The 26,566-nt window shown below is 37.7% G+C and carries 12 protein-coding genes; 3 read left to right on the plus strand and 9 right to left on the minus strand.

All coding sequences use genetic code 11. The features are described 5' to 3' along the window. Positions 1 to 37 precede the first annotated feature (37 nt). The 4 genes from DB895_RS12445 to DB895_RS12460 all read right to left on the minus strand — a co-directional run bounded on the left by DB895_RS12445 (position 38) and on the right by DB895_RS12460 (position 6,777). The gene (locus tag DB895_RS12445) at positions 38 to 1,531 is read right to left on the minus strand and encodes a peptidoglycan endopeptidase (RefSeq protein ID WP_116725691.1); all 1,494 of its coding nucleotides are present in this window, start codon (positions 1,529 to 1,531) and stop codon (positions 38 to 40) included. 485 nt (positions 1,532 to 2,016) lie between these two features. Next, positions 2,017 to 4,284: an aconitate hydratase gene (locus DB895_RS12450; RefSeq protein WP_116725692.1), complete on the minus strand. Its 2,268-nt coding sequence runs from the start codon at positions 4,282 to 4,284 to the stop codon at positions 2,017 to 2,019. A 239-nt stretch (positions 4,285 to 4,523) separates the two neighbouring features. Beyond that, positions 4,524 to 5,666 carry an acyltransferase family protein gene (locus tag DB895_RS12455; protein WP_116725693.1) on the minus strand — a complete coding sequence of 381 codons (1,143 nt, stop codon included), beginning with the start codon at positions 5,664 to 5,666 and terminating at the stop codon, positions 4,524 to 4,526. Beyond that, complete coding sequence (locus tag DB895_RS12460; protein WP_116725694.1) at positions 5,653 to 6,777, minus strand: acyltransferase family protein; 1,125 nt, start codon at positions 6,775 to 6,777, stop codon at positions 5,653 to 5,655. The genes DB895_RS12455 and DB895_RS12460 overlap by 14 nt, the downstream gene beginning before the upstream one ends. Positions 6,778 to 6,814: 37 nt before the next feature. On the opposite strand from DB895_RS12460, the gene DB895_RS12465 reads away from it, so the two are divergent. Next, positions 6,815 to 7,957, plus strand: a complete 1,143-nt coding sequence (locus DB895_RS12465; protein WP_116725695.1) for a hypothetical protein — start codon at positions 6,815 to 6,817, stop codon at positions 7,955 to 7,957. 70 nt (positions 7,958 to 8,027) lie between these two features. On the opposite strand, the gene DB895_RS12470 is transcribed toward DB895_RS12465, so the two are convergent. The 4 genes from DB895_RS12470 to DB895_RS12485 all read right to left on the minus strand — a co-directional run bounded on the left by DB895_RS12470 (position 8,028) and on the right by DB895_RS12485 (position 13,257). Beyond that, a complete protein-coding gene (locus DB895_RS12470) occupies positions 8,028 to 8,981 on the minus strand; it encodes an AAA family ATPase (RefSeq protein ID WP_116725696.1) in 954 nt (317 codons plus the stop codon). 67 nt (positions 8,982 to 9,048) lie between these two features. Continuing rightward, entirely contained in the window at positions 9,049 to 10,479 is a 1,431-nt protein-coding gene (locus tag DB895_RS12475; RefSeq protein ID WP_116725697.1) for a peptidylprolyl isomerase, read from the minus strand. Further along, the gene (locus DB895_RS12480; RefSeq protein WP_116725698.1) at positions 10,442 to 11,293 is read right to left on the minus strand and encodes a hypothetical protein; all 852 of its coding nucleotides are present in this window, start codon (positions 11,291 to 11,293) and stop codon (positions 10,442 to 10,444) included. Before DB895_RS12480 ends, DB895_RS12475 begins: the two co-directional genes overlap by 38 nt. Continuing rightward, the gene (locus DB895_RS12485) at positions 11,293 to 13,257 is read right to left on the minus strand and encodes a peptidylprolyl isomerase (RefSeq protein ID WP_243694673.1); all 1,965 of its coding nucleotides are present in this window, start codon (positions 13,255 to 13,257) and stop codon (positions 11,293 to 11,295) included. Before DB895_RS12485 ends, DB895_RS12480 begins: the two co-directional genes overlap by 1 nt. Before the next feature lie 261 nt (positions 13,258 to 13,518). Between DB895_RS12485 and DB895_RS12490 the strand changes: the two genes are divergently transcribed. Further along, positions 13,519 to 15,108, plus strand: coding sequence for a peptide chain release factor 3 (locus DB895_RS12490; RefSeq protein WP_116725700.1), 1,590 nt, complete (start codon positions 13,519 to 13,521; stop codon positions 15,106 to 15,108). A 122-nt stretch (positions 15,109 to 15,230) separates the two neighbouring features. Next, positions 15,231 to 15,446, plus strand: coding sequence for a signal peptidase (locus tag DB895_RS12495; RefSeq protein WP_116725701.1), 216 nt, complete (start codon positions 15,231 to 15,233; stop codon positions 15,444 to 15,446). A 297-nt stretch (positions 15,447 to 15,743) separates the two neighbouring features. On the opposite strand, the gene DB895_RS12500 is transcribed toward DB895_RS12495, so the two are convergent. Beyond that, entirely contained in the window at positions 15,744 to 25,661 is a 9,918-nt protein-coding gene (locus DB895_RS12500) for a YDG domain-containing protein (RefSeq protein ID WP_116725702.1), read from the minus strand. Positions 25,662 to 26,566 lie beyond the last annotated feature (905 nt).

The raw sequence follows: 26,566 nt of genomic DNA on the forward strand, positions 1-26,566 counted from the left end.
CTGTTTTTCCTTTCTGTATTTGCTAAAAAACTCGATTCTACAAAACCCGATTCACCTGAACCAAGTTTTTCTCATAATACGATTCTTTGGTAGAAGAAACGATAACGCCACCATGATTTGCGGAGTGAATGAATTTAATTTCCCCGTCAAGAACTTCAACCACCATACCCACGTGGTTAATTTGCCCTCTTCCGTTGGTTTTGAAGAAAATCAAATCCCCTTTTTGGGCCTCGTTCGTATTGATTTTGGCACCATAAAAAGATTGCTCAAAGGAAGACCGAGGCAACTTAATAGCGAAAGTCCCAAACGTGTTAAACATCAACCCTGAACAATCAAAACCCTCCGTTGTTGTTCCTCCCGAACGGTACCTCGTTCCGAGTTTCTCCGATGCCGTTCGTATTAATTTCAAGGCCAAATCACTAGGGTCGTATGATTTCACAATACCTAAGGAATCTTTAATTATGATTGTCCCTTTTTCATTTTTCACAACCGTTACTTTTTCGATAGCTGCAACAGCCTCTTTTTCATTTTCCGAATTTGATGGCTGAATATTCAATTTAACGCCCACCGGAAGACCATTTGCAATGTCCGGATTTTGCTTTTCTAAGTTCGCCACCGAAATGCCATATCGTTTGGCAATGCCATATTTCGTCTCTTTCGGCATAACCTCATGCACAATTATGGTACCTCCCCCATTTATTTCGGTTGATTTTGGTAACAGTACTGGTTCAGCCTTTGGCAACTCTGCATTAGGAATACTGTTTTTGGAAACTGTTTTCGCTTCCTGCTTTTCCACTATCGAATTGTTTTTTTTTACCTCCTTTACAGGAATAATAATCTTTTGACCCATTTCCAATACTTTTGTTTCCAGTACCGGATTGGCTTTCGTTAAAGCTTTGATGGTAATTTGATAGTGTTTCGCAATCGTATATTTTGTTTCTTTTTGCAAAACTTCGTGAATAACCTCACCCTCTCCGAGAACTAGATCAGTGGCACCCACAATCGATTGTGGCAAATTCGTTTTTTCTTCTTTCGACACATCAGCTTTAACAACATTGTTTTTGGGGTCTATATTGGGTAATTCTTGGTTTGTTGCGGACTTCTTTTTATTGGATTCTGCAACTGGAATCATAATAATTTGGTCGATTTTCAGTCTTTCTATATCAAGTGTTGGATTGGCTTCCTTCAAAGCTTCGGTAGTAATGCCGTACTGTCTAACAATACCATAAACAGTCTCCTTAGCAAGTACATGATGAACAATACCTTCGACAGTGGCTTTTTCCTGAACACCTTTTTTAATCTTGGTCTCTTTTAGGTTAGGAATTAACAAAACTTGTTTGAGGTGTAAGGTTTTGCGAGCCTCCGGATTGATTTCATAAATGGCACTGGCTTTCACATCATATTGTTCAGCAATACCGCTTATGGTTTCCCCTTCAGTTACGATGTGTTTGGTATGTTTAGTATGTTTTCCTTGCGAAAAAACAGGGCTGCTAAAAAACCCCAGTGCTAAAATCAATATAAAGTACTTCATTCTATTTTCTGAATTATTTATCCCGTTTTATTCTTATTAGCAGTTTTTGGGATATAAAAATACATAATCGTCATTTATCCGCTATTAAATGCCGTTATTTTCGAGAATTACAAATATAGCGTTTTTCAAATATTGAAGCGTTTTTCAAATCAATTCTTAACATTTATTAACACAAAACCGATCGTAAGAGAAAGGCATTCTAACTTTATTGATAATCAAATAGGATATAACAACCCCATAATTTTGAGTAAAAAAGGATAATTAGGTCTTAGTTATCCAATATGAATTTGCTTGTACAATCGTCAAATTTGACACCGGATCCCTAGCCCTGATGGAAGTAGCATCCCCACGCTTTTTCGAGTGGATATAATGGACAGCGGGACACGAGCGAAGCGAACTGACGAAGTAAATAAGCTCAAAAAAAAACGCTCCATTTTCACGGAGCGCTTTCTATATATGCCGAAATGTATCGGAAATAAAATCTATTAGGCATTTCCAGCGGCAGCAATCAAGTTTAATGCTGAACCAGCCACGAACCAACCAATTTGTCCTTCGTTGTAGGTATGATTAGCCAAGATGATGTCTTTGCTTCCATCCGCATGAACGAATTCTAAAGTTAACGGTTTGCCCGGAGCAAAATCTACTAAATCAGTGAAGTTGATGGTATCATCTTCTTGGATTTTATCGTAATCGGCTTCGTTAGCAAAAGTCAATCCCAACATCCCTTGTTTTTTCAAATTCGTCTCATGGATACGAGCGAATGATTTTACCAATACTGCTTGAACTCCTAAAAAACGAGGTTCCATTGCTGCATGCTCACGAGAAGAACCTTCTCCATAATTGTGATCTCCCACAACAATAGATGGAACTCCAGCCGCTTTGTATGCACGTGCAACTGCAGGAACTGCATCATAGGCACCCGTCAATTGGTTTTTAACCGAATTGGTTTTATCATTGAAAGCATTAACTGCTCCAATCAACATATTGTTAGAAATGTTATCTAAGTGACCACGGAAACGCAACCATGGACCTGCCATAGAGATGTGATCTGTAGTACATTTTCCGAAAGCTTTAATCAATAATTTAGCTCCTGAAATATTTTTACCGTCCCAAGGCTGGAATGGTGCCAATAATTGTAAACGATCTGAAGTTTCGCTAACTGCAATTTGAACTCCTGATCCATCAGCAGCTGGTGCTTGGAATCCTGCATCTTCTACAGCAAAACCTTTCTTAGGCAATTCATCACCATAAGGAGCGCTCAATTTTACTTCTTCTCCGTTATCGTTAATTAAAGTATCCGTAATAGGATTAAAATCCAAACGACCTGAAATTGCTAATGCAGCAACCATTTCTGGCGAAGTTACAAAAGCGTGTGTATTTGGGTTACCATCCGCACGTTTAGAGAAGTTACGATTGAAAGAGTGAACGATTGTATTTTTCTCTCCTTTTTCAGCTCCTGCTCTATCCCATTGCCCAATACATGGTCCACAAGCATTTGTAAATACTTTGGTTCCCATTTTTTCAAAAGTAGCGATGATTCCATCTCTTTCGATAGTATATCTAATTTGTTCAGAACCCGGATTGATTCCAAATTCTGCTTTTGGGCTAATTCCTAATTCAACGGCTTGATTCACGATAGACGCTGCACGTGCCATATCTTCGTAAGAAGAGTTGGTACAAGAACCGATTAATCCCCATTCTACTTTTATTGGCCATCCATTAGCAGCAGCTTCTTCTTTCATTTTAGAAACTGGCGTTCCTCTGTCCGGAGTAAAAGGACCATTGATGTGTGGCTCTAATTCAGAAAGGTTAATTTCGATTACTTGATCAAAATAAGTTTCGGGATTGGCATATACCTCTGGGTCTGCAGTTAAGTAAGAAGCCACCTTATCAGCGGCATCTACTACATCTTGACGACCTGTTGCAGAAAGGTATCTTCTCATGGACTCGTCATAACCAAATGTAGAAGTGGTAGCGCCAATTTCGGCACCCATATTACAAATAGTTCCTTTTCCAGTACATGACATTGAAGTAGCTCCTTCTCCAAAATATTCAACAATAGCTCCAGTTCCCCCTTTTACAGTAAGAATATCGGCTACTTTAAGGATAACATCTTTTGGTGCAGTCCAACCAGAAAGTTTTCCGGTTAATTTCACACCAATTAATTTTGGAAATTTTAATTCCCATGACATTCCTGACATTACATCTACTGCATCGGCTCCACCAACACCAATTGCCAGCATACCTAATCCACCTGCATTTACAGTATGTGAATCGGTACCAATCATCAAACCTCCAGGGAATGCGTAGTTCTCTAAAACGATTTGGTGAATAATTCCTGAACCCGGTTTCCAAAAACCAATTCCGTATTTATTTGATACTGAAGAAAGAAAATCAAAAACTTCTTTTGATTGTGTATTGGCAACAGCTAAATCGCTAGAAGCTCCAACTTTTGCCTGAATCAAGTGATCACAATGTACCGTTGTAGGTACAGCAACTGTTTTCTTTCCAGCATGCATGAATTGCAATAATGCCATTTGAGCGGTTGCATCTTGACAGGCCACTCTATCTGGAGCAAAATCAACATAATCCACACCTCTTGAATAAGCGTGATCAGCGGTACCTTCCCAAAGGTGGTTGTATAAAATTTTCTCTGTTAATGTAAGCGGACGACCAACAATTTCCCGTGCTTTATCTACACGAGTTGTCATATTGCTGTACACTTTTTTAATCATATCAATATCAAAAGCCATACTGTGAATGAGTTATATTACTATTAGTTATTTTTTTAGTCGCACAAATTTATACAATCTAAATGAGAATTAAAAGGTTTTAATGATTAGGTGTTTTAAAAGAATTATTATTTATAAAGATTCTGTTTTAATGAACATTTTTCAACGAAACAGGCATTTTGACCACTATTTTTAAATATTCGCAATTATTACCTATCCTATTGCCAATTCTTAAAAAAAGCATACCCTAAATTGACAATTCAATCGATTTTACACCCACCTCTTAAATCCATAATTGGCTTTTCAAAGAATTTATACAGGCAAAAACTCAACAAAAAAGTGGTTACTAAATAAAAAAAAGTGAAAAAATGCAATTGCAAAACAGAAAACGATGCCGTATCAAAACAAAATTTCATCAATTGCAGCACAATACTATAATGCAATAGGTAAACAGAATATGAAATTAAACTCACAAAAATAATTGGCTTTGACAACCAACTAGGCGCTGATTTCCATTGAGAGAAAACAGGAAGAAAGAGGGCGAATGTTACAGATGTTATCGGCAAATACAAAACATCCCAAAAAAATGGATGTGTGTTGATGAAAATTCCGAAAAAACCCACCCCAACAAACATGACAATTAGTAAACCACAACCTAAAAAAAACAGAGTTGCTTTTTGTTTCATCCAGAATTTCCCAAAGTTCAAACTAATCCAACTGGCTGCGATTCCGATTAAAATGGAATCGATTCGATAAATTACGACCGCCTTCAAGGATACATTCCATTGCTCTATTGTTGTATTTGATGTTGTGAAATAATATATTATTTTATTGAACAGAAAAATCAGTATTAGAAATAAAACAACTGAAATGAACCATTTCGATTTGTTTTTGGACTTAACTAAAAGGGTTGGTATCAAAAGTGCAAACGGGGTAAACAAATAGGCGAATTCTTCTACCGACAAGCTCCAAGATTCCGAAAAGAATGGCCTCATCGAATGGGAGAAATTTTGGAAGAAAAAAAAATAATAACCAACGTCTTGCATAAAAAAATTAAAGGCAAAGGCTAAAACTATGTTCAGCAGTAAAATTAGAAAATAATTGGGTAATGTTCGAAGCCAGCGTCTCTTCAAAAAGCTGAATACAGAATGAATCGTAAAATCATCTTTAATGTATAATTTGTACAAAATGTTCCCAATCAAAAATCCACTTAAAACAAAAAAAATTTCCACACCCCAATAACCAAATAATATGAATACCTGAGTCAATTTATTAGTCACATTCGGATATATACTAAGAATATGCGAACATAAAACCATTAGAATTGCTGTGGCACGTATTAGATCTAAACCAAAAATTCTCTTAGCACTTTGTTCTGTTATCATACCGTTAAAACTTAACATCTCTTAATTTCATCATTGGTTTTTCATAATAAATGTACAGCAAGTAACTTAATGAAATAGTAATAGTCAAGTAAAGCACCGTAAAAAGATGCAATTCCATTAAATTAAAATGCGAGGTATCAATAAAATGTTTTAATAAAAAAAGTACAATACTGTAATGCAATAAATAAATAGCATACGATATTTCGCTAATTAGCTCCACGGGCTTTTGCCAACCTGAAGGCCCTAATTTCCATTCTGAAAAGAAAGGCAAAAAACAAACTAAAGCTAAAGTGTTTAGAGGTAAGCAAAGCACATTCCAAAACATTGGAAAACCTTCAATCTTAAGTTTCAAATACCCCAAACAGAAGAGCAACACAAAAATCAAGAAAAATCCCATTGCCGTAAATTTGGATTTGTATTTTTTCCAAAATTTAGGATATTCGCACGAGATATAACCAAATAAAACCCCCATCAACACCGTGTCAATTCTATAGATCACGACCGACCGCAAAGACAAATCCCATTGTGCCATCGTGGTATTTTGAGTATGAAAATTATAATAGATTTTTGCCGTAAAACAAAAAATAACCATCCCGATTATGACCGCCAAAAAGATGACTTTTCGAGATGTCTTGACAAAAATCCTAGAGAAAACATACAACAACAGTACGGCAATTAAATAGCCGTATTCTTTGATGGGCATACTCCAAGATTCCGGAAAAAAAGGAAGTAAAGGAGTAGCAAAATTTTGAAAGAAAAAAAAATATTTCCATGCTTCGGAAACGGAATATCCGATGAGAAACCCGATGAGAATATTAATTAGGAGAATTAAATAATAATTAGGCAATATCCGCATCAACCGTCGGTAGAGAAAAGTCAGCATGGTTTTAAAACCGTAATCTTCCCTGAGAAATTGTTTAAAAATAATGCTCCCTATCAAAAAACCGCTCATGACAAAAAATAATTCTACCCCAAAAAAACCGCACATATCGACGGCTTTAGCAAACAAACTTGAGCTTGGAGGATATATCCATGAAGTATGCGACGTTAATACCAAAACTATCGAAAGCACACGCAAAAAGTCCAAACCAAAAATTCGTTTTGTAGGTTTTCGTTCTGTTTCAATCATTTAAAATTGTATTTTTGTCATTCATTTTGGAGAATATATGAAAAAATCAAAGATATATAAATTTTCAGGAGTTTTCATTCTGATATCCATAATTGGTGGTGGAATTTGGTATTGGCAATTACCCAACCGACACAAGGCTATTATAAAAACAACCTTTCTTCTCGAAACAGGCTTGGTTGACAATCAATGGGTCATTGACAATTCCCATCACGAATACAAAATGATTTCTCCAGCCTTTTACATTGACGGAATTTATAAATCGATGGAAGGGCCAAAGTCTGCCAATTTTATTCAGCTCTCCCAAGATCCATCCCTGCTTTGGCTTACAGGATTTCATGTTAAAGCATTGGATTCAAAAACAAAAAAACAAATCTCCAACGATTTTATTTGCCATACCAATATCGATTTTAACGACGTGAAATATTTCAGCAATTTCCATCTTGAAAAAAGAATTGGCATTTATTATCCGAGGCTGACTTCACTTTCCCACGGACTAGAGAATTTTACGTTCCCAAAAGGGTATGGAATTCCGATGAAGGGAAATGATTTTCTATATATCATTACCGAATCATTGAACCACAATATTCCCGATGCAAATTTTTTAATCAAACATGAGGTCACTATTGATTATTCTAAAAACAATACCGCAACAAAACCCTTATTGAGTCGAACGGTATTCATTATGTTGCCCTACAACAAATCTGACCCGTATAAAAGCCCGTTAGATCCTGGAAAAGATTATTGCATTCCCGTTGAAACCAAAAATCATAGTTATGATTATGGAAACGGAAATGTTTTATCAGGCCATTGGGTTATCCCTGTCGGAAAAAATACGTATCGAGGGGGCATTGATGGGGAATTGCAAATTAAAGATAGCCTGCGATTGCATGCAGCGGCCATTCACGTACATCCATTTGCCACATCGTTAACCTTATGGGACAAAACCACCAAGACACCCATTTTCATTAGTAAGATGACCAATCATACCAACAAAATCGGGCTTTCAAACATCAATCAATTCAGTTCGGAAGCCGGAGTTTGGATGTACAAAAGTCACGAATATGAGCTGGTATTGGAAGTCAATAATACGACTCAAGTAACTCAAGACATGATGGGAAGCATGTTTTTGTTTTTCTATGACAAAGAATTGGATGGAATTTTAAATAAAAAATCCCTATAAATTTTTATATCTTAACTACTGCCAAAAAGTTAGACACTATTTGGGGGTATTTTTTTATTGCAGAAAGTGTTTAATACAACGAAGCAATAATCTTTTCAATCGTAATTCCTTCAGCATCGGCTTTGTAATTTTTCACCACACGATGTCTCAAAATTCCGGTTGCCACTGCCTTTACATCTTCAATATCCGGAGAAAATTTACCATTGAAAGCGGCATGGGCTTTGGCTGCCAATATTAAATTTTGCGAGGCTCTTGGCCCGGCTCCCCAATCGATATAATTCTTTATAAAATCATTAGACAAAGTATTTTCCGGACGTGTTTTACTCACTAAGGTAACGGCATATTCTATGACATTATCTGCCACAGGAACCCGTCGAATCAATTGCTGGAAATCGATAATTTCTTGCGCGGTGAACAACGAATTTATGGTGACTTTCGCATCCGAGGTCGTGCTTTTAACCACTTGAACTTCTTCAGCAAAGGAAGGGTAATCTAATTTTACGGAAAACATGAAACGATCTAATTGCGCTTCGGGCAAAGGGTATGTTCCCTCCTGCTCAATTGGGTTTTGCGTGGCCAATACAAAATATGGTAGAGACAACTTATAATTATGACCTGCAATGGTAACCGAGCGCTCCTGCATGGCTTCAAGCAAAGCTGCCTGCGTTTTTGGAGGCGTTCTATTAATTTCATCCGCCAAAATAATATTCGAAAATATGGGCCCTTTAATAAATTTAAAATGACGGTTTTCATCTAAAATTTCGCTTCCTAAAATATCCGAAGGCATCAAATCGGGCGTAAACTGAATCCGTTTAAAATCCAATCCCAAGGCTTGGGCAATGGTATTTACCATCAATGTTTTGGCTAACCCCGGAACACCTACTAAAAGAGCGTGACCGCCAGAAAATATACTCAATAAAATTTGATCAACCACTTCGTCTTGACCCACAATGATTTTAGAGATTTCCTTTTTTAATTCGGTTCTTTTTTGAACTAGATTTTGAATTGCTGCTACGTCGGACATATTTTGAGTTATGAGTTATGAATTATGAATTAAAAAAAATCATAACTCATAATTTTATAATTTATAATTATTTTTTCAGCCAATTATTCGTAAAAGTACAATCCCTGTATTCCCCATTGATTTTGATATACGTTTCCTTGATTTTCTCTTCAGACCATTTTGCAATAGCATTAAGTTGTTTTTCTTTAAGTGCTAATTCTTTAATTTTAATATAATCTTTGGCGTAATCCGCAGTATGCTCGTTAATCCTATTGGTAACGGTAATCAATTTGTATTTTTTCTTTCCGTTTTGGTCTGTATCAATTAAAGGCATGGAAACTTCCCCTTCTTTTAAATTTGAAACCTGACTGTTTAGCGAAGGATCCAATTTTGTTAATTCGAAATGGGTGTCTTGTGTTTTTGGGTTTACTAGAAGTCCGCCATTAGCCTTGGTTTCTTTTTCATCAGATTCCGTTCTTGCTGCTTCAGCAAAAGTCACTGCTTTATCAATAATTTTCTTTCTGATTTGAGTAATTTTTTCTTTAGCCTCTTTAAGCGAAGCTTCTGAAATTGCCGGAACCAAAAGTATATGTCTCAACTCAACTTCCTGTCCTTTAATTTTTTCGACATAAATAATGTGGTAACCAAAATCGGTTTCAAAAGGTTCCGATATTTCCCCTTCGGCTAAACTAAAAGCAACATCTTTAAATTCTTTTACGAAAGGCGTTTTTCGATTCATTTTATAATACCCGCCATTAGAACTTGATCCTGGATCTTGAGAATACAATACCGCTTTTGTAGCAAAACTGGCACCGTCTTGCACATCTTTCTTAAGGCCTTTTAACTTATCGATTACTTTTTGCTTTTCCTCTTCTGTAACTTTAGGTTTTACAATAATTTGAGCCACTTCCATTTCTGCTCCAAAAACAGGCAATTCATCCGTTGGTATTTTCTTGAAAAAGTTACGAACTTCTTCCGGTGTTATCTCTACCTTATCTATGATTTTCTTCTGCATTTCAGAGGTAAGCTTGTTCATTTTGATGATTTCAAAAAGATCAGCTCTAAAATCGGCTTCGCTTGATTTCTTAAAATATTTCACCGCTTTATCCATGGAACCCAGTTGCTCTACCATGTAATTCAACTGCTCATCCAATTTTGATTTTATCTCTTCGTCTGTAACCTTGATACTATCTTGAATCGCTTGATGGGCATACAACTTGTCTTCTAACAATCTACCTAACATTTGACATCTTGTAATGTCTTTCACTGAATTTCCCTGACTTGAAATCTCCAGAAAAGATTTATCTATATCCGAATCTAAAATGAGGTAATCTCCAACGGTAGCTATTACCCCGTCAATTTTTTGTCTTTGGTTCGAAATATTTACCGTAACTGCTTTTTTAACCGTATCCTTAATAACTTCCTGTGCGTGTATGGCACTACTTGCAATAACAATAAAGCAAAGGGCAAGCAGTAATTTTTTATTTATAAATCTCATATTTTTGGTCTTTAATGGCATCATCAGTGATATCCTTTTCAAATTTTTTGATTAATTCTAACTTTCTTTTATTTAATATAACTTCTTTTAAAGTGGGCTTTAAATACTCAAATGGCCCTATTTGATTCTTGTCAATGACGTTTGTTATTTTCACCAAATACATATCGAGCGAATCCGGGTATTGAATGGTTTTACCCGACGAAATATACTGATTCCGATTGTCTGGATTGATAAATGGCAATTTACCGTAAATTTGGCTCATGTCCACCCAAATCGAATCATTAAGTGCAAAACTTTTGAATTGTAAAGCATAGGTGTCCCAAAATTTTTTGTCTGTCTTTCTGTAATCAAAAAATTTACTTTTTATGGTTTCGTACTTTGGATTGTCCTTTTGCAAATTGATATATCGCAGTCGAACTAAGGTTCCGTTGGTTCTGAAATTTTCTTTGTTTTCATCATAATATGCTTTCAATTCTGCATTGGAAATAACTGTATCCACGGTTCTTTTTACCACTTCCTCAAGATAAGCCTTCGTGTACAAATCGATCTTGTATTGTTTAATCAATTGATCAAAAGCCACTTTGGTATCTTCATTCAAATTAATTTCGGCGGCATTGATTAATAATTTTTGAGAAGCCCAACGATCAATATAATTTCTAACAATAGTAATACTATCTGCCTTTGAGGTTCCAACCGGAACTAAATCTTTCAGCTCCTCTTTATACAGATACACATCATTGACTCTTGCTATGGCGCTCGGTTTTGATTCTGTCTGAAAGAATTTGCAAGAAGAAAGTGTGAGTATGGTTACCAGTATAAGAAGCCATTTACTCATTATTTTTGAAGTTGTTTTTTCACGTTTTCAAAAACATCTTGATTTATTTTTACCGTAAATTCCTTTTTCAAATCGTCTACCCACTTTTGCTCTAAAAATTGTTGGTAATCATTAATCGCCTTTCCTTTACATTCTTCCAACGTTTTTTCACCCGCTGGCAAAACCTTGTTTACTTTACCAACAAAATAATATTCGCCCTCTTTTATGATCTCTGAAACTCCAAGTTCAAATTTTAAATTTTTAGGCAAAGCCTCGTTCCCTTCTTCAAAAACACCGGTATTCGTCATGACTAGAACTTTCTCCTTTGTGTTTAGCTTTTCCTTGATTTGCTCAGGAGTATTGTTTTGTTTTAGCATTTTTTGTGCTTTTTTAATCGCATCCATATTGGTAGAAGAGGCAATGGTAACGTCTACTCTTTTTTTCCAACTGTAATTGATTTTGTTAGCATTATAAAATGATTTTAGACCTAATGTATCCGTTTTAGATTTCTCCCAAATTTCTTTTTCCATTAAATCAAAAAGCAATAACCCGTCGCGATATTCTTCCATAACGGCAGCAAAATCTGGAAACTCCGACTCTAGATTCTCATTATAATAGGAGTTCAATTTATCGTCAACAAAATTTTGATAGCTATTATCTACCAATTTATTTATTGGTTTTAATTTATTACCTGTCTTTTGTTGCGCTTTGATATAATTTAAAAAATCGGTCCCAGTGATGATTTTCGCATTGATTGCAAATAATTTTCCATCAAATGGTTTTGTAATTGCCGGAACTTCCCATTTGTCTTCATAAAAATCATTGGTAACTGTTTTTACAAGTGCCTTGTATAACTTGTCATCTCTTTTGATTGTATATTTTTTTCTTAATTTTTCATTTAATGAATTGACAATCAATCGAGAACGATCATCTTTGCTGATTTTATTTTCCAATTCCGACTTTACTTCCTCCAAAGGTTTTACAGAAAACTTGTCGATTAGTTTAACAATATGCCATCCGAATTTACTTTGAAAAGGCGCTGAAATAGGATTTGCTTTGGTTAAAGAAAAAGCAACGTTTTCAAACTCTTCAGAACTCAGTTGTCCCGAACCAAAACGATTTAAAAGACCTCCTTTGGTAGAAGACGATTTATCATCCGAAAATTGTTTGGCTAAATCCTCAAAACTTTCCCCTTGCTGTATTTTTTTATAAATATCCTGAATCGTGTTTTTTACTTTTTCGTTTTCTTCAGGTTTGTCCTCTTTAGGGTTCAAAAGCATGATGTGCTCAACAGTAACTTCACCTCTATTTTCTCTTATGTCCTCCACTTTAAGAATATGGTATCCAAAACGGGTTCTAAAAGGATTCGAAATTTTCCCTTTGGGCGTTTTATAGGCTGCTGATTCAAATGGATAGACCATCCTAAAAGCAGAAAAATAACCCAAATCACCTTTATTCTCTTTAGCCGATGGATCTTGAGAATTTTCCGCAGCTAATTTCCCGAAATCTTCTCCGTTAATCGCTTTTTGACGAATAGCAGCAATTTTATTGTATGCAATTAAAGTATCTGCTGGAGCGGCATTTTCATCCACCGTAATTAAAATATGAGCGGCTTTAATTTCCTTTAATGAACGATTATAAGCTTCCTCCACTAATTCCTTAGTGACTTTAGAATCCGTTAAATAATTTTTTGAAAGTTGGGTTCGGTAGGAATTGAGTTCGTTTTTGTATGCTTCCCCATTTTGTAGCCCTAATTTATTGGCTTTGTTTATTTTGAGTTTGTAGCCTACATACAATTGAAGGTACTGATTTAAGTCTTTTTGGGATTCGTCTTTTACTAAATCTAAATTCTTATTATAAACTCTAGAAAATTCGTCGGTGTAATAGGGTTTATCATCAATTGTAAATAAAACTTCCTTTTTGATGTTTTGTGAATAAGTCAGTAATGGCAAAGAAAGTAATAATCCAAAAAATAATTGTTTCATTTTCATTATTTTAAAATTTTCTATTAAGTACTAAATTTAAGATGGAATCCGTATGCTTTGATTTGATTTAGGTGCATTTCAATCAACAAAAATAACAATTCGATTGCATTATACAAGTATAGGTAATACTATTAACAAAAAATTATAAACGGGATTTATTTCTACTTATTTGAATTGAAAAGAATGAAAAAGAGTTGTTTAGAACAAAGGGCGAATTATTTGTTGAATAAATACTATTTTTGCAATCCATTTACAATACTTATGAGCTTTTTAAAAGAAATACAACGACGAAGAACCTTTGGGATTATTTCTCATCCCGATGCCGGAAAAACCACACTAACGGAAAAATTACTGCTTTTTGGAGGAGCAATACAGGAAGCGGGAGCGGTAAAAAACAATAAGATCAAAAAAGGAGCCACTTCCGATTTTATGGAAATTGAGCGCCAAAGAGGGATTTCGGTTTCCACTTCAGTATTGGCTTTCAACTATAAAGAAAAAAAAATAAACATTCTCGATACGCCCGGTCACAAGGATTTTGCCGAAGATACCTTTAGAACATTAACTGCGGTAGACAGTGTCATTGTGGTGATTGATGTTGCTAAAGGGGTCGAGGAACAAACGGAAAAATTAGTGGCCGTTTGCCGTATGCGAAAAATCCCCATCATTGTCTTCATCAACAAATTAGATCGTGAGGGAAAAGATGCTTTCGATTTGATGGACGAAGTGGAACAAAAGCTAGGTTTGGCCGTTACCCCTTTGAGTTTCCCTATCGGAATGGGATATGATTTTCAGGGAATTTACAATCTTTGGGAACAAAACATCAATTTATTCAGCGGAGACAGCAGAAAAAATATTGAAGAAACCATTGCTTTTTCGGATGTAAAAAGTCCCGAATTGGACAAAATTATTGGAGCAAAACCCGCCGAAAGATTACGGGAAGAATTGGAATTGATTGATGAAGTTTATCCGAAATTTGACCGACAGGACTATTTAGACGGAAAAATGCAGCCCGTGTTTTTTGGCTCGGCATTGAATAACTTTGGTGTAAGGGAATTGTTGGATTGCTTTGTTGAAATTGCACCGTCACCAAGACCGAAAGAATCGGAAACCAGATTGGTACATCCTGAAGAAGAAAAAATGTCGGGCTTTGTCTTTAAAATCCACGCAAACATGGATCCAAAACACCGGGACCGATTGGCATTTATAAAAATCGTATCGGGAACTTTTGAACGAAACAAACCGTATTTGCACGTTCGTTTGAACAAAAATTTAAAATTCTCCAGTCCGAATGCTTTTTTTGCCGAGAAAAAAGAAATCGTAGACATTTCCTATCCCGGAGATATTGTCGGTTTGCACGATACTGGAAATTTTAAAATTGGAGATACTTTGACTGAAGGAGAGATTATGAGCTTTAAAGGGATTCCGAGTTTTTCTCCAGAACATTTCCGATATATTAATAATGCCGATCCAATGAAAGCCAAACAGCTTGACAAAGGAATTGATCAATTGATGGATGAAGGTGTTGCACAATTATTCACCTTAGAAATGAACAACCGAAAAATTATCGGAACCGTTGGGGCGCTCCAATATGAAGTAATCCAATACCGATTGGAACATGAATATGGCGCAAAATGTACCTACGAAAATTTTCCGGTTCACAAAGCCTGTTGGGTAAAACCCAATGATATTAAAAGTGAAGAGTTTAAAGAATTTAGACGAATCAAGCAAAAATTTTTAGCAACCGACAAATACAAACAATTGGTATTCCTGGCAGATTCCGACTTTACCATTCAAATGACACAAAATAAGTTCCCGAATGTGAAGTTATTTTTCACTTCTGAATTTGAGTAATAAAATCATCAACAAAGTGTTAATTTTTAATTAAAATATACATTTTTAAATCTTTTTTATTAATTCTGATTCGTTTTTAAAAATTTGATTTGTACATTTGCTCTTTAATCCAAAATTAAGAAATGAAAATTAACTTATTTAAACTATATATACTAGGCTTTTTTTTATTGTCTAATTTCACGCTATTCGCCCAATTTCCAGGGGATGATCAAGGTGGCGGTGGATTGGAAGGAGCTGATCCCGTTTCAGCACCCATTGATGGGAAATTAGTATGGCTTGGAATTGCTGCAATCCTCTTTGCATTATACCGCTTCAAAAGTAAAAATAAAGAAGCTTAATTTTAATTAGTTTCGTTAAATATGTTTAATAAAAGAGCCAGTTTCAGATTGAAACTGGCTCTTTTATTTTGATTTATTTTGAAGGATAAAACAAGAAAGATCTGTTACTATTTTTTTTATGGCTAAAGTAATATCTCCCTTTTTGACTTATATTAAGAAGAATCAATGTTGATAAACGGCCAGGTATAATATAGATAAACACCATCTATTCAAAAAAATTGCCAAAAAAACCTCGGGTAATTTTGACTCCGAGGTTCTTATCTAATCTAGACACCTTTTTTAAAGGCAATGTTGTTTTTAATTAATCACTTTTTTGGTGACAACTCCAGCTTCATCCGAACCAATCTTAACGATTAAAACTTCTTGGGTTGCTCCAGCAAACAATGTGGTTTGCGTAGCATTGACGTTGTTTTTTGAAACCAACAGTCGGCCTCTAATGTCATAAACTTTCACGTTAGACATCAGCACATTCCCTGTATTGATGATGATTTCTTGATTTTGTTTGTACACCACCACGCTATTCTCATTAAAGTTAGGCTGTTGGGTTGTTAAAGCGTTTTGATATACCAACTCAAAGCGACTACTAAAACTCCCCGCTTCAGAAGCAAACGAATAAGAGCCTGCCTTCAAATCATGAGTTACATTAGTCAACTTATCTTTCAAGAAAATATCTTGATTTTGAAACAAACCCTTTAAATGATCAATAGCTATTGAATAATTCCCTGCGCTGGAAATCTTCAATTCTAAAGGAACAATATCACTTGCCGTAAATTCAGGACGCCCTTGAATGGCATATGGAGTTCCTTCAACAATACTGCATAAGTAATTAGCACTGTTATTATTTAATCCGTCAATTCCCCTATCAATACCTAGTGTTGCTTCTGCAGTGTATCCTACCGCCAATTGATTGAAAAATCCACTGGCATTAGTCAAATTCAGCCAATAAACGCTTGCGTCTGAAATAGCTACATTTGAATTTCTAAAAAATTGGTTGCCATTGTCAAGTCCTCTTCTCATCGCATTATTAAAAACCAATGACGTAGCACTTGTTGCCTGAACAATAAATCCTTGTCCCACGTTGAGAACCCAATTAGAAGGCAATGTTGCATTATAATATGTACTTCCAGTATCTCCACCGGGTACAGCGTTCGCAACATAGCCTAAACTTGTTAACGTTGCATAACTAGAAACCAAGGTATTATTCTTTTTTCTCCAAAAGTAGAGCGTTCCGGTAATTGCTGGATTTGCAGTTATAAAATCCATGTAGTTGATTTGTGACGAATAGGGGTTACCAACTGCATTATACCCTAAAGACATAGGATACGTAATATCTCCATTATTAGGAACCCCAGCAAACAAGCCATTATAAATAGCTGGTGTAGCTGCCGAAAATGTTGCAGGAACCCTGATTAAATAGCCTTGTCCAACATTAAAATTATTTGTTGAAGCTATAGGAGCATAAAGATTCGTAGCACTATCGTAAGTGTAAAATCGAGTTGACACCGTATTTGGCGAGAAGTCAAACAAGTTTTGAACTGCTACTGGAGATGACCATAAAGTATAATCCAACAAATATAACAACGAACTGTTTCTTTTTGAATTGACACTTCCCACATTGGCAATATTATTGACCTGAACCAAATTCCCTTGGTTTTCAATATTGAATGTCCCTCCGGTATTGCTCACTTTGTTGGTCACTTTAAAGTTTTTTAACGGATCGACCGTTAACGTTGCCGCCGTAATATTCAAATCCTCATCAACATTGATCGTTGTTGCAGTTGAAACTACCGTCTTTACACCCGTTCCAGAAACCGTTAGGTTTTTATAATTCGGAACACTCGTAATCGTTTGTGCACCTCCATTGTACTCCACGGTCGAACCTGCTTCTAAAGTAACTGTTGGAGTGTTCGTGCTACTCACAGAAGTGTTGCTTGCCCCGGTAAAACCATTCGGACTGGCCAGCTTGAATGTCCCTGTGCTTTTGACCGTAAATACTGCCCCCGACTGCATCGTAATTCCAGTAGCTACAGAACTATTTCCTACATTTGATCCAGAAATATCAATATGATAAAACATCTTTGATAATCTCACATCCTGTTGGGTTGCCGCAACGTTAGCAAACTCCACCGTTGTTCCTGAACCTAAAGTATAAGTTCCTTGAGCACCGGGTTTGGTTCCAGTCCCGGCCGTCTTGTATCTACTGGTTCCGGTCATAGTCAAATTTGTTCCTGCACCCCCCATGGTGTTTGTCCCAACATCCAGAATGGCACTATCGGCTACGGTTATCGTCCCTGTTATGGAAGTCGGAGCTGACGAAACAGTTTTAGTGCCACTTGTGGAAAAGGTTAAGTTTCTATAATTTTGTGCACCTTTCAATACTTGAGCTCCAGCTGCATTCAACTCAATAGTCCCCCCAGACAAGGTGTATGTTCCTGATAATTGAGGTACATTGGCGCTAGTCACCGCTGTCTTATATGTTCCGCCGCTCATAATCAGCGCACCCGAACCTGTAACATTTGAAGCGTTAGTTTCTACAAATATTCCCTGAATGATTTCCAATCGATCCGTGCTACCAGTACTTTGCGTGAGATTTACCACATCGGTAGCATTGGTTTTTTCTATAATGATTCTCTTGCCCGTTGAGCCAGAAGTCATCGCATTACCGGTACTTTGGGGAGTCACATTACCTGTATAATGAAAGTACCCTGACTGAGAAAGTGTTCTGGTAGCCGTATTTTGAACATTTCCTGTATTATTCCCGGTAGCATTCACTCCGTTTGCTGACGTTATTTTTAAAGTGCCACTTGCATCTAAAAAGAAATCACCTAAACCAGTAATATCTCTACCATTAAAATCGAGAATCCCATTTGCTTTTACGGTAACGCTATTTGATGCGTTGGTAAGTGCCCAGTTCTGATTAATTAGTTGGGCAATAGATGGATTTGTTCCGTCACCCACTTCAAAAACAGTATTCGTTCCTAGTGTTCCAGCAATACTTATTGTTTGCGTACCAGTAGTTCCCGAAAAAACTAATTTACTGCCTGGATCGGCATTATTTAAGGTCGCTCCGGATGGAATACTTAAATTCCCTTTTAAATAAACCGTTGATGCTGAACTCCCTGATGAATTTTGATTTAAGTTAATGATTCCCGCCGTTGGAGTGATATTTCCTAAAATTGTAATCACTGGAGTTCCATTTGTTGTCGCGGCCATACTTAATTGTCCTGCAGTTACAATTACATTTCCGCCTACAGTTACATTAGCTGCTGAATTAGTTAGAGCAACGTTATTTCCGGTGACACCAACAGTAAAATTATTTTTACATAAATTAATGGTTTGAGAACCTTCAACCACAACAAATAAACTAGAAGGCGCACCACTTATCGTTAAATTTCCAAAATAATAACCATCAGCATTTGCAGAAATGATACTTGGATTTTGAATTAATCTAAACCCTGTACCAGATCCATAGCTCCAGTTTTGAATATCTACAATTGAGCCATCCTGAAAGTCTTCTGTCCCATTCCATAAAGCACTTGCCCCAGTAGTAGTTGCGTTATTAATATTTACCCTCCCACCCGATTGCACCGTAAATGCACCTGATGCAGTTACTGCAAGAGCGGCGTTAATTTGTAAAACACCTCCTGTTTCAACTCTTACAGCACCATAAGTTGAGGATCCAGTATTTGTCAATGTACCTCCATTTTCAACTATTATCGAGGAAGGAGAACAACTGGGAACAGATACAGCATGACGGATATATATATTATCTGTAGAAGCAAAAATCGGGGAATTATTTGCTGTCCATACCCCTCCTATTAATTTTTCCCACGGTCCTGAGGCATTGCTAGCCCAAGTAGTTGCTCCCGTTGTTCTATAACTGTTTGCAGGAACACTTGTAATGTCAAAAGTTCCGCTTGTTATTGTATTTGAAGATGCCAAACCAGTCGTAGTTGCAGTTAGAGTTAAACCCGTTCCTGATACCGTGTGAGTTAAGGAGGCATAAGATGCTAATCCGCTTACGGCACTTACATTTACGGGAGTTCCGGTAAGTGTTCCTGTCGAGGTAATAGCAATGCTCCCTACATAATCTAAATCTCTATTCCCATTACTATCATTAGCCGATACCGTTACCGCAGGAGTCATAGCGGTATTAAATGCCGTTGTTGATGGCTGTTGTGCAAAAACCAATCTATCGGCAGTGACTTCAATTCTATTTCTGTCTGAAGTGGTGCTGGAAACTGCGCTCGTGAAGGAAGAGAATAACGACGAAGTATTACTTCCAGCTACTGCAACATTTGCATTTGCAATGGTTACTGCAAATTGTTGGTTATCCGTAACCGTTGCCAAGAATGAAACCCGAAGCGTCAAACTGTTTGTTGCACCATCATTTGCAGTTACGTTTGCACCTGACAATCCCGAGAAAGCAATAGTACCAGCACCCGTATTAATGGTTGGCGTTGCGCTAACTAAAGTATTCCCATTAAACAAAGCTGCTGCCCTAATGTTAGCACTATTAGTAACATTAAATGTAATACTACTTAATATTGTTGGTAAACCATCTGCGTCGGCAATTCCGGCACCATCTCTAATATCAAATTTGAATAAGTCAATACTTCCATTAGCTCCACTTCCAGTGTTAGAAATAGTTGTAGCTTGATAAGTGGTGTAGGGAATATTAGAATTATATCCTGATGATAAATAAGTGGCATTAGCAATAATATCAGACAAATTACTAGGATTTCCCGTCCCGGTAATCCCAAAAGTATAAGTCCCCTCATCACTGTCATTATTTGAAATGCTCACGGTGGCATTTTGAACTCCAATAGATGTCGGAGTAAATGTAACCACAAAAGTAAGGCTACCGGAACCGGCTATTGTCGCAGCACTTGGCTGAGTAGTTACCGAGAATGCAGATGAACCCGAAAGCTGCACCAATGGTGTGCCCGTTAAGTTAAGCGTCGCGGATCCAATATTTTGAATCGTAAAAGTTCGGGTAAATGCAGAACCCCAGCTCACGGAAGCAAAATCGGTGTGGTCGGCAGTAGTTGGACTCAGGTCACCACTTGAAATAGAGGTGCTATTTCCTTGTAGGTTAATTTCAGGAGCGGGAGCTGTTACATTAATCTGCACCTCATTAGAAGTAACCACACTACCACAGGGAGAGGGATAAGTAGTTTCACAAATCACATAATACGTTCCTACAGAAACAAAATTAGGGGTGTATGTTGTGGCTGTTACTCCAGTGGAAGTTCCGTAAGGACCACCAAAAGCTGTTCCGTATTTCCATAGTCTACTGGTTGCCGTAGAACCTTCAGTTACAGTAAGCACGGTTCCATTGGCAGAAGTCAAAATGTTCTGAACCGTCCCAGGAGCAATGCTTGTGGTTGAGGAATTGATGGTGATATTACTTCCGTTATCGGTTCCGGTTGCGATAGGCGATGCAGATACCACCCTGATTCGGTAACCCGTTCCAGTAACAGTACCAGATGGAATGGTTGCTGAAATAGATTGTGAACCTGAAGCATTAGAAGTTACCGATTGCAAAGTAACAGGGGATGCAAAAGAACCGGACGCATTAGACAATTGAGCAGTGAACGTGGCTACCCCGTTAGGGAAATTTGCTGAAGGTGTGTAGGTAAATGGCACACTCACGCTGGTGGCTCCAGCACATATGCTGGTAGCTACTGTACCAGTGGTAATCGTGCCAACAGAAACTACATTACCATTTAAAGTAAAATCATCTAATCTCATCGAACCTGTAAGAGTACCTCCAAAAGTCAACACAACAGTGACAGTACCTGTTAAACCAGATACAGGATTAGAAACATTTGTAGTTCCTATTACCGCTCCAGAAGTTGGAATTGTGCCAGAACCAACACTAATTCCATTGATAGTCATTGCCCAAGTATTAGTTGCTTGACTTGATTGTCTCCAAAAATTAAATGAAGAAACAGATAAATTATATCCCGCTGCAACATCAAATGTCAGCGTCCAAGGTGTTGATGCACTTATAGATGAAGATGCAATTGCTTGCCCTACACTTCCGGCAAAACTCGTCCATACCGAAGCCCCATTTGACCAAGAAGAATTACTAAGATTTGCATCCAAAACTCCAGATACTGGGGTTGCAGTTGGCGAAACAGTATAAGGATGGGTAGCAATTGCCGTAGTCCCAAAATTGTGCTGATATATTGCTATTGGCACCAAAGTCACCGTTAGTGACTGCACTACATCAGACGCTGCATTATAGTTAGCACTTCCGGCTTGAGAAGCGGTAATATTGGTTGAGCCAGCACCTATAATATGAATTTGATTTGAAACTATAGTTGCGACAGCAGTGTTAGAACTTACATAAGTGATTGCATTCGTGCCTGATGTTGCCGATGTTGCTCCAGGACCATAATCGACATCGGCAGTGGTTTTATTTGGCAATGCCCCAAAAGTAATCGCCTGATTGGCTTTTGTAATGGTAGCAGAAGCAGTACCCTGAATCGTCAAAGTATAATTTGCCGACTGAGCCCCTGTCAAACTCAACCCTCCGAAAGTAACAGTGGTAGCACTTGCCACATTGGCATTATTATAGGTTCCAGTTGCCGTTCCTAAAATACTAACGGTGTCGCCAGTATAAGGTTTGCCATCTACTGATGTTCCCGTTCCTGCAGTGACAGCAGCCTGAAGAGCAGGAGTACCACTCACGACAGCGGTAGTCGTTGCGTCATACGTTTTACTCGCTGGCACCGTCAATCCTGACATGGTTAAGGCTTTGGCAGTAATATCGGCAGTTAATGAAGGTTGTGTTAAAGAATAATTAGAAGAAGCGGTCGTATAACTACTCACCGTTATTGTTTTTGCGGCACCCACTGTCGCAGTTGCGAAACTGGAAGTTGGCGTTCCTGATACTGTGAATGATTCTGAATTTTGTAAACCAGAATAAGCGGCAGTACCCGTAAATGAAGCCGAAGTGGTTCCGTCATATACTTTATTAACGCCTGTCAATCCCGTAATGGTTAAAGGTGCAAGCGTAATATCCCCAGTTAATGTAGGTTGGGTCAAAGTGTAATTTCCGGCATCAGCACCAGCCAAACTTAATGCAGGTGTCACCGAAATACCAGTGGCTACGTTTACGGAAGCAAAAGTACCATTACCGCTAACCGTTACCATATCAGGCGAAACAATTCCTACCAAAATAGCACCAGTAATAGTTGCTGAGTTTGTTCCTGTATACGTTTTACTCGTTACAGTTGCTCCTGTAACGGTAAGTGCCTTAGCCGTAATATTTGCCGTTAAACCCGTTGGTTGTGTTAAAGAATAATTAGCTGCATCGGTACCTCCCAAAGTTGAAGTTGAAGTTACGGCAATTCCTGAACCAATATTTGCAGAGGCAAAAGTTCCTGTTCCGCTAAGGGTAACAACATCCCCTCCTACTATTCCAGATAAGGTTCCTGTAATGGTGGCAGCATTAGTTCTGTCATAAACTTTATTCGTTGCAGCTGGCCCAGTTACCGTTAATGCTTTAGGATTCACGGTATAAACCAAGGTATCCGTTCCTAGTCCACCCGCATTGGTCGCACCGATTGTAACATTGAATGTCCCCACAGCCGTTGGAGTTCCCGTAATATCACCAGTCGATGTATTGATGTTTAAACCGCCCGGTAAACCGCTTGCAGAGTAAGAAGTAGGCGAATTGCTAGCGGTAATTGTATAAGTCGAAACTGCCACGCCATAAGTTGCTGAAGCAGTTAAAGCACTTGAAATTACCGGAACTGGAGCAGATGTGATATCACCCGTTAAACCTGTAGGCTGAGTCAACGTATAATTCCCTGATGCCGTACCACTGATGGTATACCCCGTAACGGTTACCGCTAAACCCGTGCCAACTGTGGATTGGGAAAAGTTGGCAGAATAGGTTCCCCCTAAAGTTACATTTGAATTATCGGCAGCTATCACTCCTGATAAGGAAGGTGCTCCCGATAAGGTAGCCGTTGTCGTTCCATCTGCCACTTTACTTACCGCGGCCAATCCCGTAATGGTTAGTGTTTTAGCAGTAATATCAGCTGATGGGCTGGGTTGTGTTACCGTATAATTTCCTGTTGGGGCCGTATATCCCGTAACGGTAATTGTTTTTGCCGTTCCAACTGTTGCCGTTCCGAAGTTAGCAGTTGGAGTGCCGGCAACCGAAGGATTGTCGCCATTAACCAAGCCCGAATAGGCTGCAGTTCCTGACAAGGTGGCGACCGTAGTGGCATCATAGGTTTTGTTTACACCCAACATTCCCGTAATCGTTAATACTTGAGCAGCAACGGCATTACCACTTGCAGCAGTAGTTATATTCACTGATGTAGCCGATGTACTCGAAAGCACAATATTTTGAGAATTATAGGTTCCGGAAACCGGAGCCGTGACCGCCAGACGAATCCATATAGGTGTAGAAACAATTGTTCCTGCCGCACCTACAACGATAGCAGTCGCACTTCCTGCAAAGCCAGTTGTTGAACTTGTTTGCGAAACTTCATATCCGGTAGGAGGAGTAACGGTAATACCCGCACTCATACCTGTTCCCGAAATATTAAAAGATTGTGCCGTGGATGCGGTACCATAAGTCGTAGTAAATGCGGTTGCTGTAGCTGCACCAGTTATTGTTGCTGAAGAGGCTACATCAAAAGTCGCACTTGTGCCAGCAATTGGCTTGTCACCAGAAGAACGAGTAGCTGTAATAGTCTGTGCTGTTCCAGATGTTAAAGTAACTCCAGAAATTGTTACTGCACTTGCAGCTGCATTTATGATACCTGTTGTTGTACCACCAATTGTACCGCCAGTTGTCGATGTTAGCGCAATTCCTGTTGAATTAGTTAACGCCCTTAGATTTCCATCCAAATCTTTAGAAGACACAGTCACATTAAAACCAGTTCCTGCAGTTTGATTTCCAATTGCAGAAATCACCAAACTAGTTGTTGGTATAATCTCTCCAGTACTCAGTTGAGTTGCTGCAAAATTATTTGTGCCGTTATTAAATCTAATTTGTGCCAATTCTGCAGCTGTAAGCGAAGCTGTACTACCAATAAACACTTTTGGAGCCGCAGTAACTGCACTAGTTGTTCCTAGTACATAACTACCCGTCCATCCAGTTATTGTTAATGTTTTACCGCTTGTAAACGTCCCTCTAGCCGTAAACGTTACCGTATGATCTGTACTTGCTAACAAAGCAAGAGTAGAGTTATTTGATATGTCTAAAGAAGAAAATGTAATTGTTCTTGTACTCGCAATACCAGTAGTAGATAAAGTTCCTCCATTAAAGACACAGGCTCCTGATAAGTTTAAATTGCCAGATGGATTCAATCTTAGCTGCCCCCCACCTGATCCTGCGTTAGAAACAGTGGTAGATCCTGGATATGTATTTACACCTGTTAGTGTTAAAGTACCGGCGGCGGTTGAATCAAAAGTTAGACCAGCTGTACCTGTACCACTAATAACACCACCCAATGTATAAACTCCTGTTCCGCCTGCGGTTATTTTTCTAGTTGCTGCCCCAAGAGCCATTGTGGCGTCAAAAGTTAAATTAGCAGTAGTAAGGGATAGTCCTGTAGTAGCCCCTAAAGTGAAATCATTAGCAACGGTAATTCCTGTTAGTTTTCCAGCAAAAGTCCTTGTTGCAGTACCTGATATTGTACCGCCATTTATTGTAAGTGCACCATTACCCAAAGCATTTGTACCACCCGCAGCCAATATACCCGCATTGAGAGTAAAACCACCCGCAAAAGTCCCTCCAGCCATAGCTAATTCACCGGCACCATTTTTAGTAATAGCAGACGTTCCCGATGTCGAAAAAGATTGTCCGGCTAAATTTTGGTTAATCCCAGAAGAAACACTTATTGGTAAATTTATTCCAGCAGCCCCAATAGTACCACCAGCACCCCAAGTAATAGCAGCACCAAAATTTATCCCAACACATGTTGCAATCGTCGCCCCCGTTGCACTTCCTGCGTTATTAAAATTCAATACGGGACCACCTGTAGTTACTAAAGCTGAAGTATAAGGCCCCGCAGGATTTGTATTCCATACACTACCAGTAAGCGTACCGGCAGTTCCAAAATAATTATTTGTTTGCCCAAAACCCACTTGTGTATTCAACAACAGAATAGCAAAGAGCGCGAACGCCCATTTAAATGTTAATTTGCTTTTTGCGGTAAAAAAAGCTGAGGTAAAGTTATTCATAAATCGCGGTATTTAATTATAAACTGTTCTTGGTATAAATATTTTGTATTCCACTATTGTATAAGATGCATTTGTTCCAATACTAAAACTATCATCAATTGACATTTACTGTCCCCGATTCCCACCCAGAACAATGCCATTCTTAATTATTTGCCTATAAATGACATATTAAAATCTTTGGAGCAAATGTAAACCCTCTTAAATCCTCAATCCAATAATTGTATATTATCATTTTGCAAAAAAGAATAAACTTAATGTTCCCTTAACAATAAACGGGAGTGTAAATTAATACTAAATTACGGAATAATCATGATTTTTAACTTATAAAAAGAAAATATTTACAGAAATAGAGTATTTACAGGATTTTAATTGATAAATCGCAAAAAAATAGGCAATAAATTATTGATATTTTTTCGCCAAAACAAAACTAAAAACTTCTTTAGAGTCAAAAAATAATCGCATAATTTCTCATTTTGTTTCTTTTCTAAATTCAAGACAAGACTCTTTAAAGGTTTTTTTAAAATTGAACTCTTTTTGTCATTTCTACAAGGAAATAAAATTTACTCAATCTAATGACTACACCCGCATCACCTCCCGCTCCGTCAGAGTAAATCGAAACGATTCTTACTTCACATAGAATTATTACTACTTCCAAATGATTTCTCGTTACTGTAGTTTAGAAACTCCTTACTGCTAAACAACAAACAAAACGGGAATTTGACTATTAATCCCAGCCCAATCAATCTTACTAAAAAAAACACTTCACTTGATATCAAAAAAAATCCCTTTCGTCCACCGAAAGGGATATAATAATTAAACAAACCATTCTTTTAATTAATCACTTTTTTGGTCACTGTTCCAGCTTCATCCGAACCAATCTTTACGATTAAAACTTCCTGGGTTGT

The organism is Flavobacterium psychrotolerans, assembly GCF_003097635.1.
In the GTDB taxonomy this organism is placed as follows: Bacteria; Bacteroidota; Bacteroidia; order Flavobacteriales; family Flavobacteriaceae; genus Flavobacterium; species Flavobacterium psychrotolerans.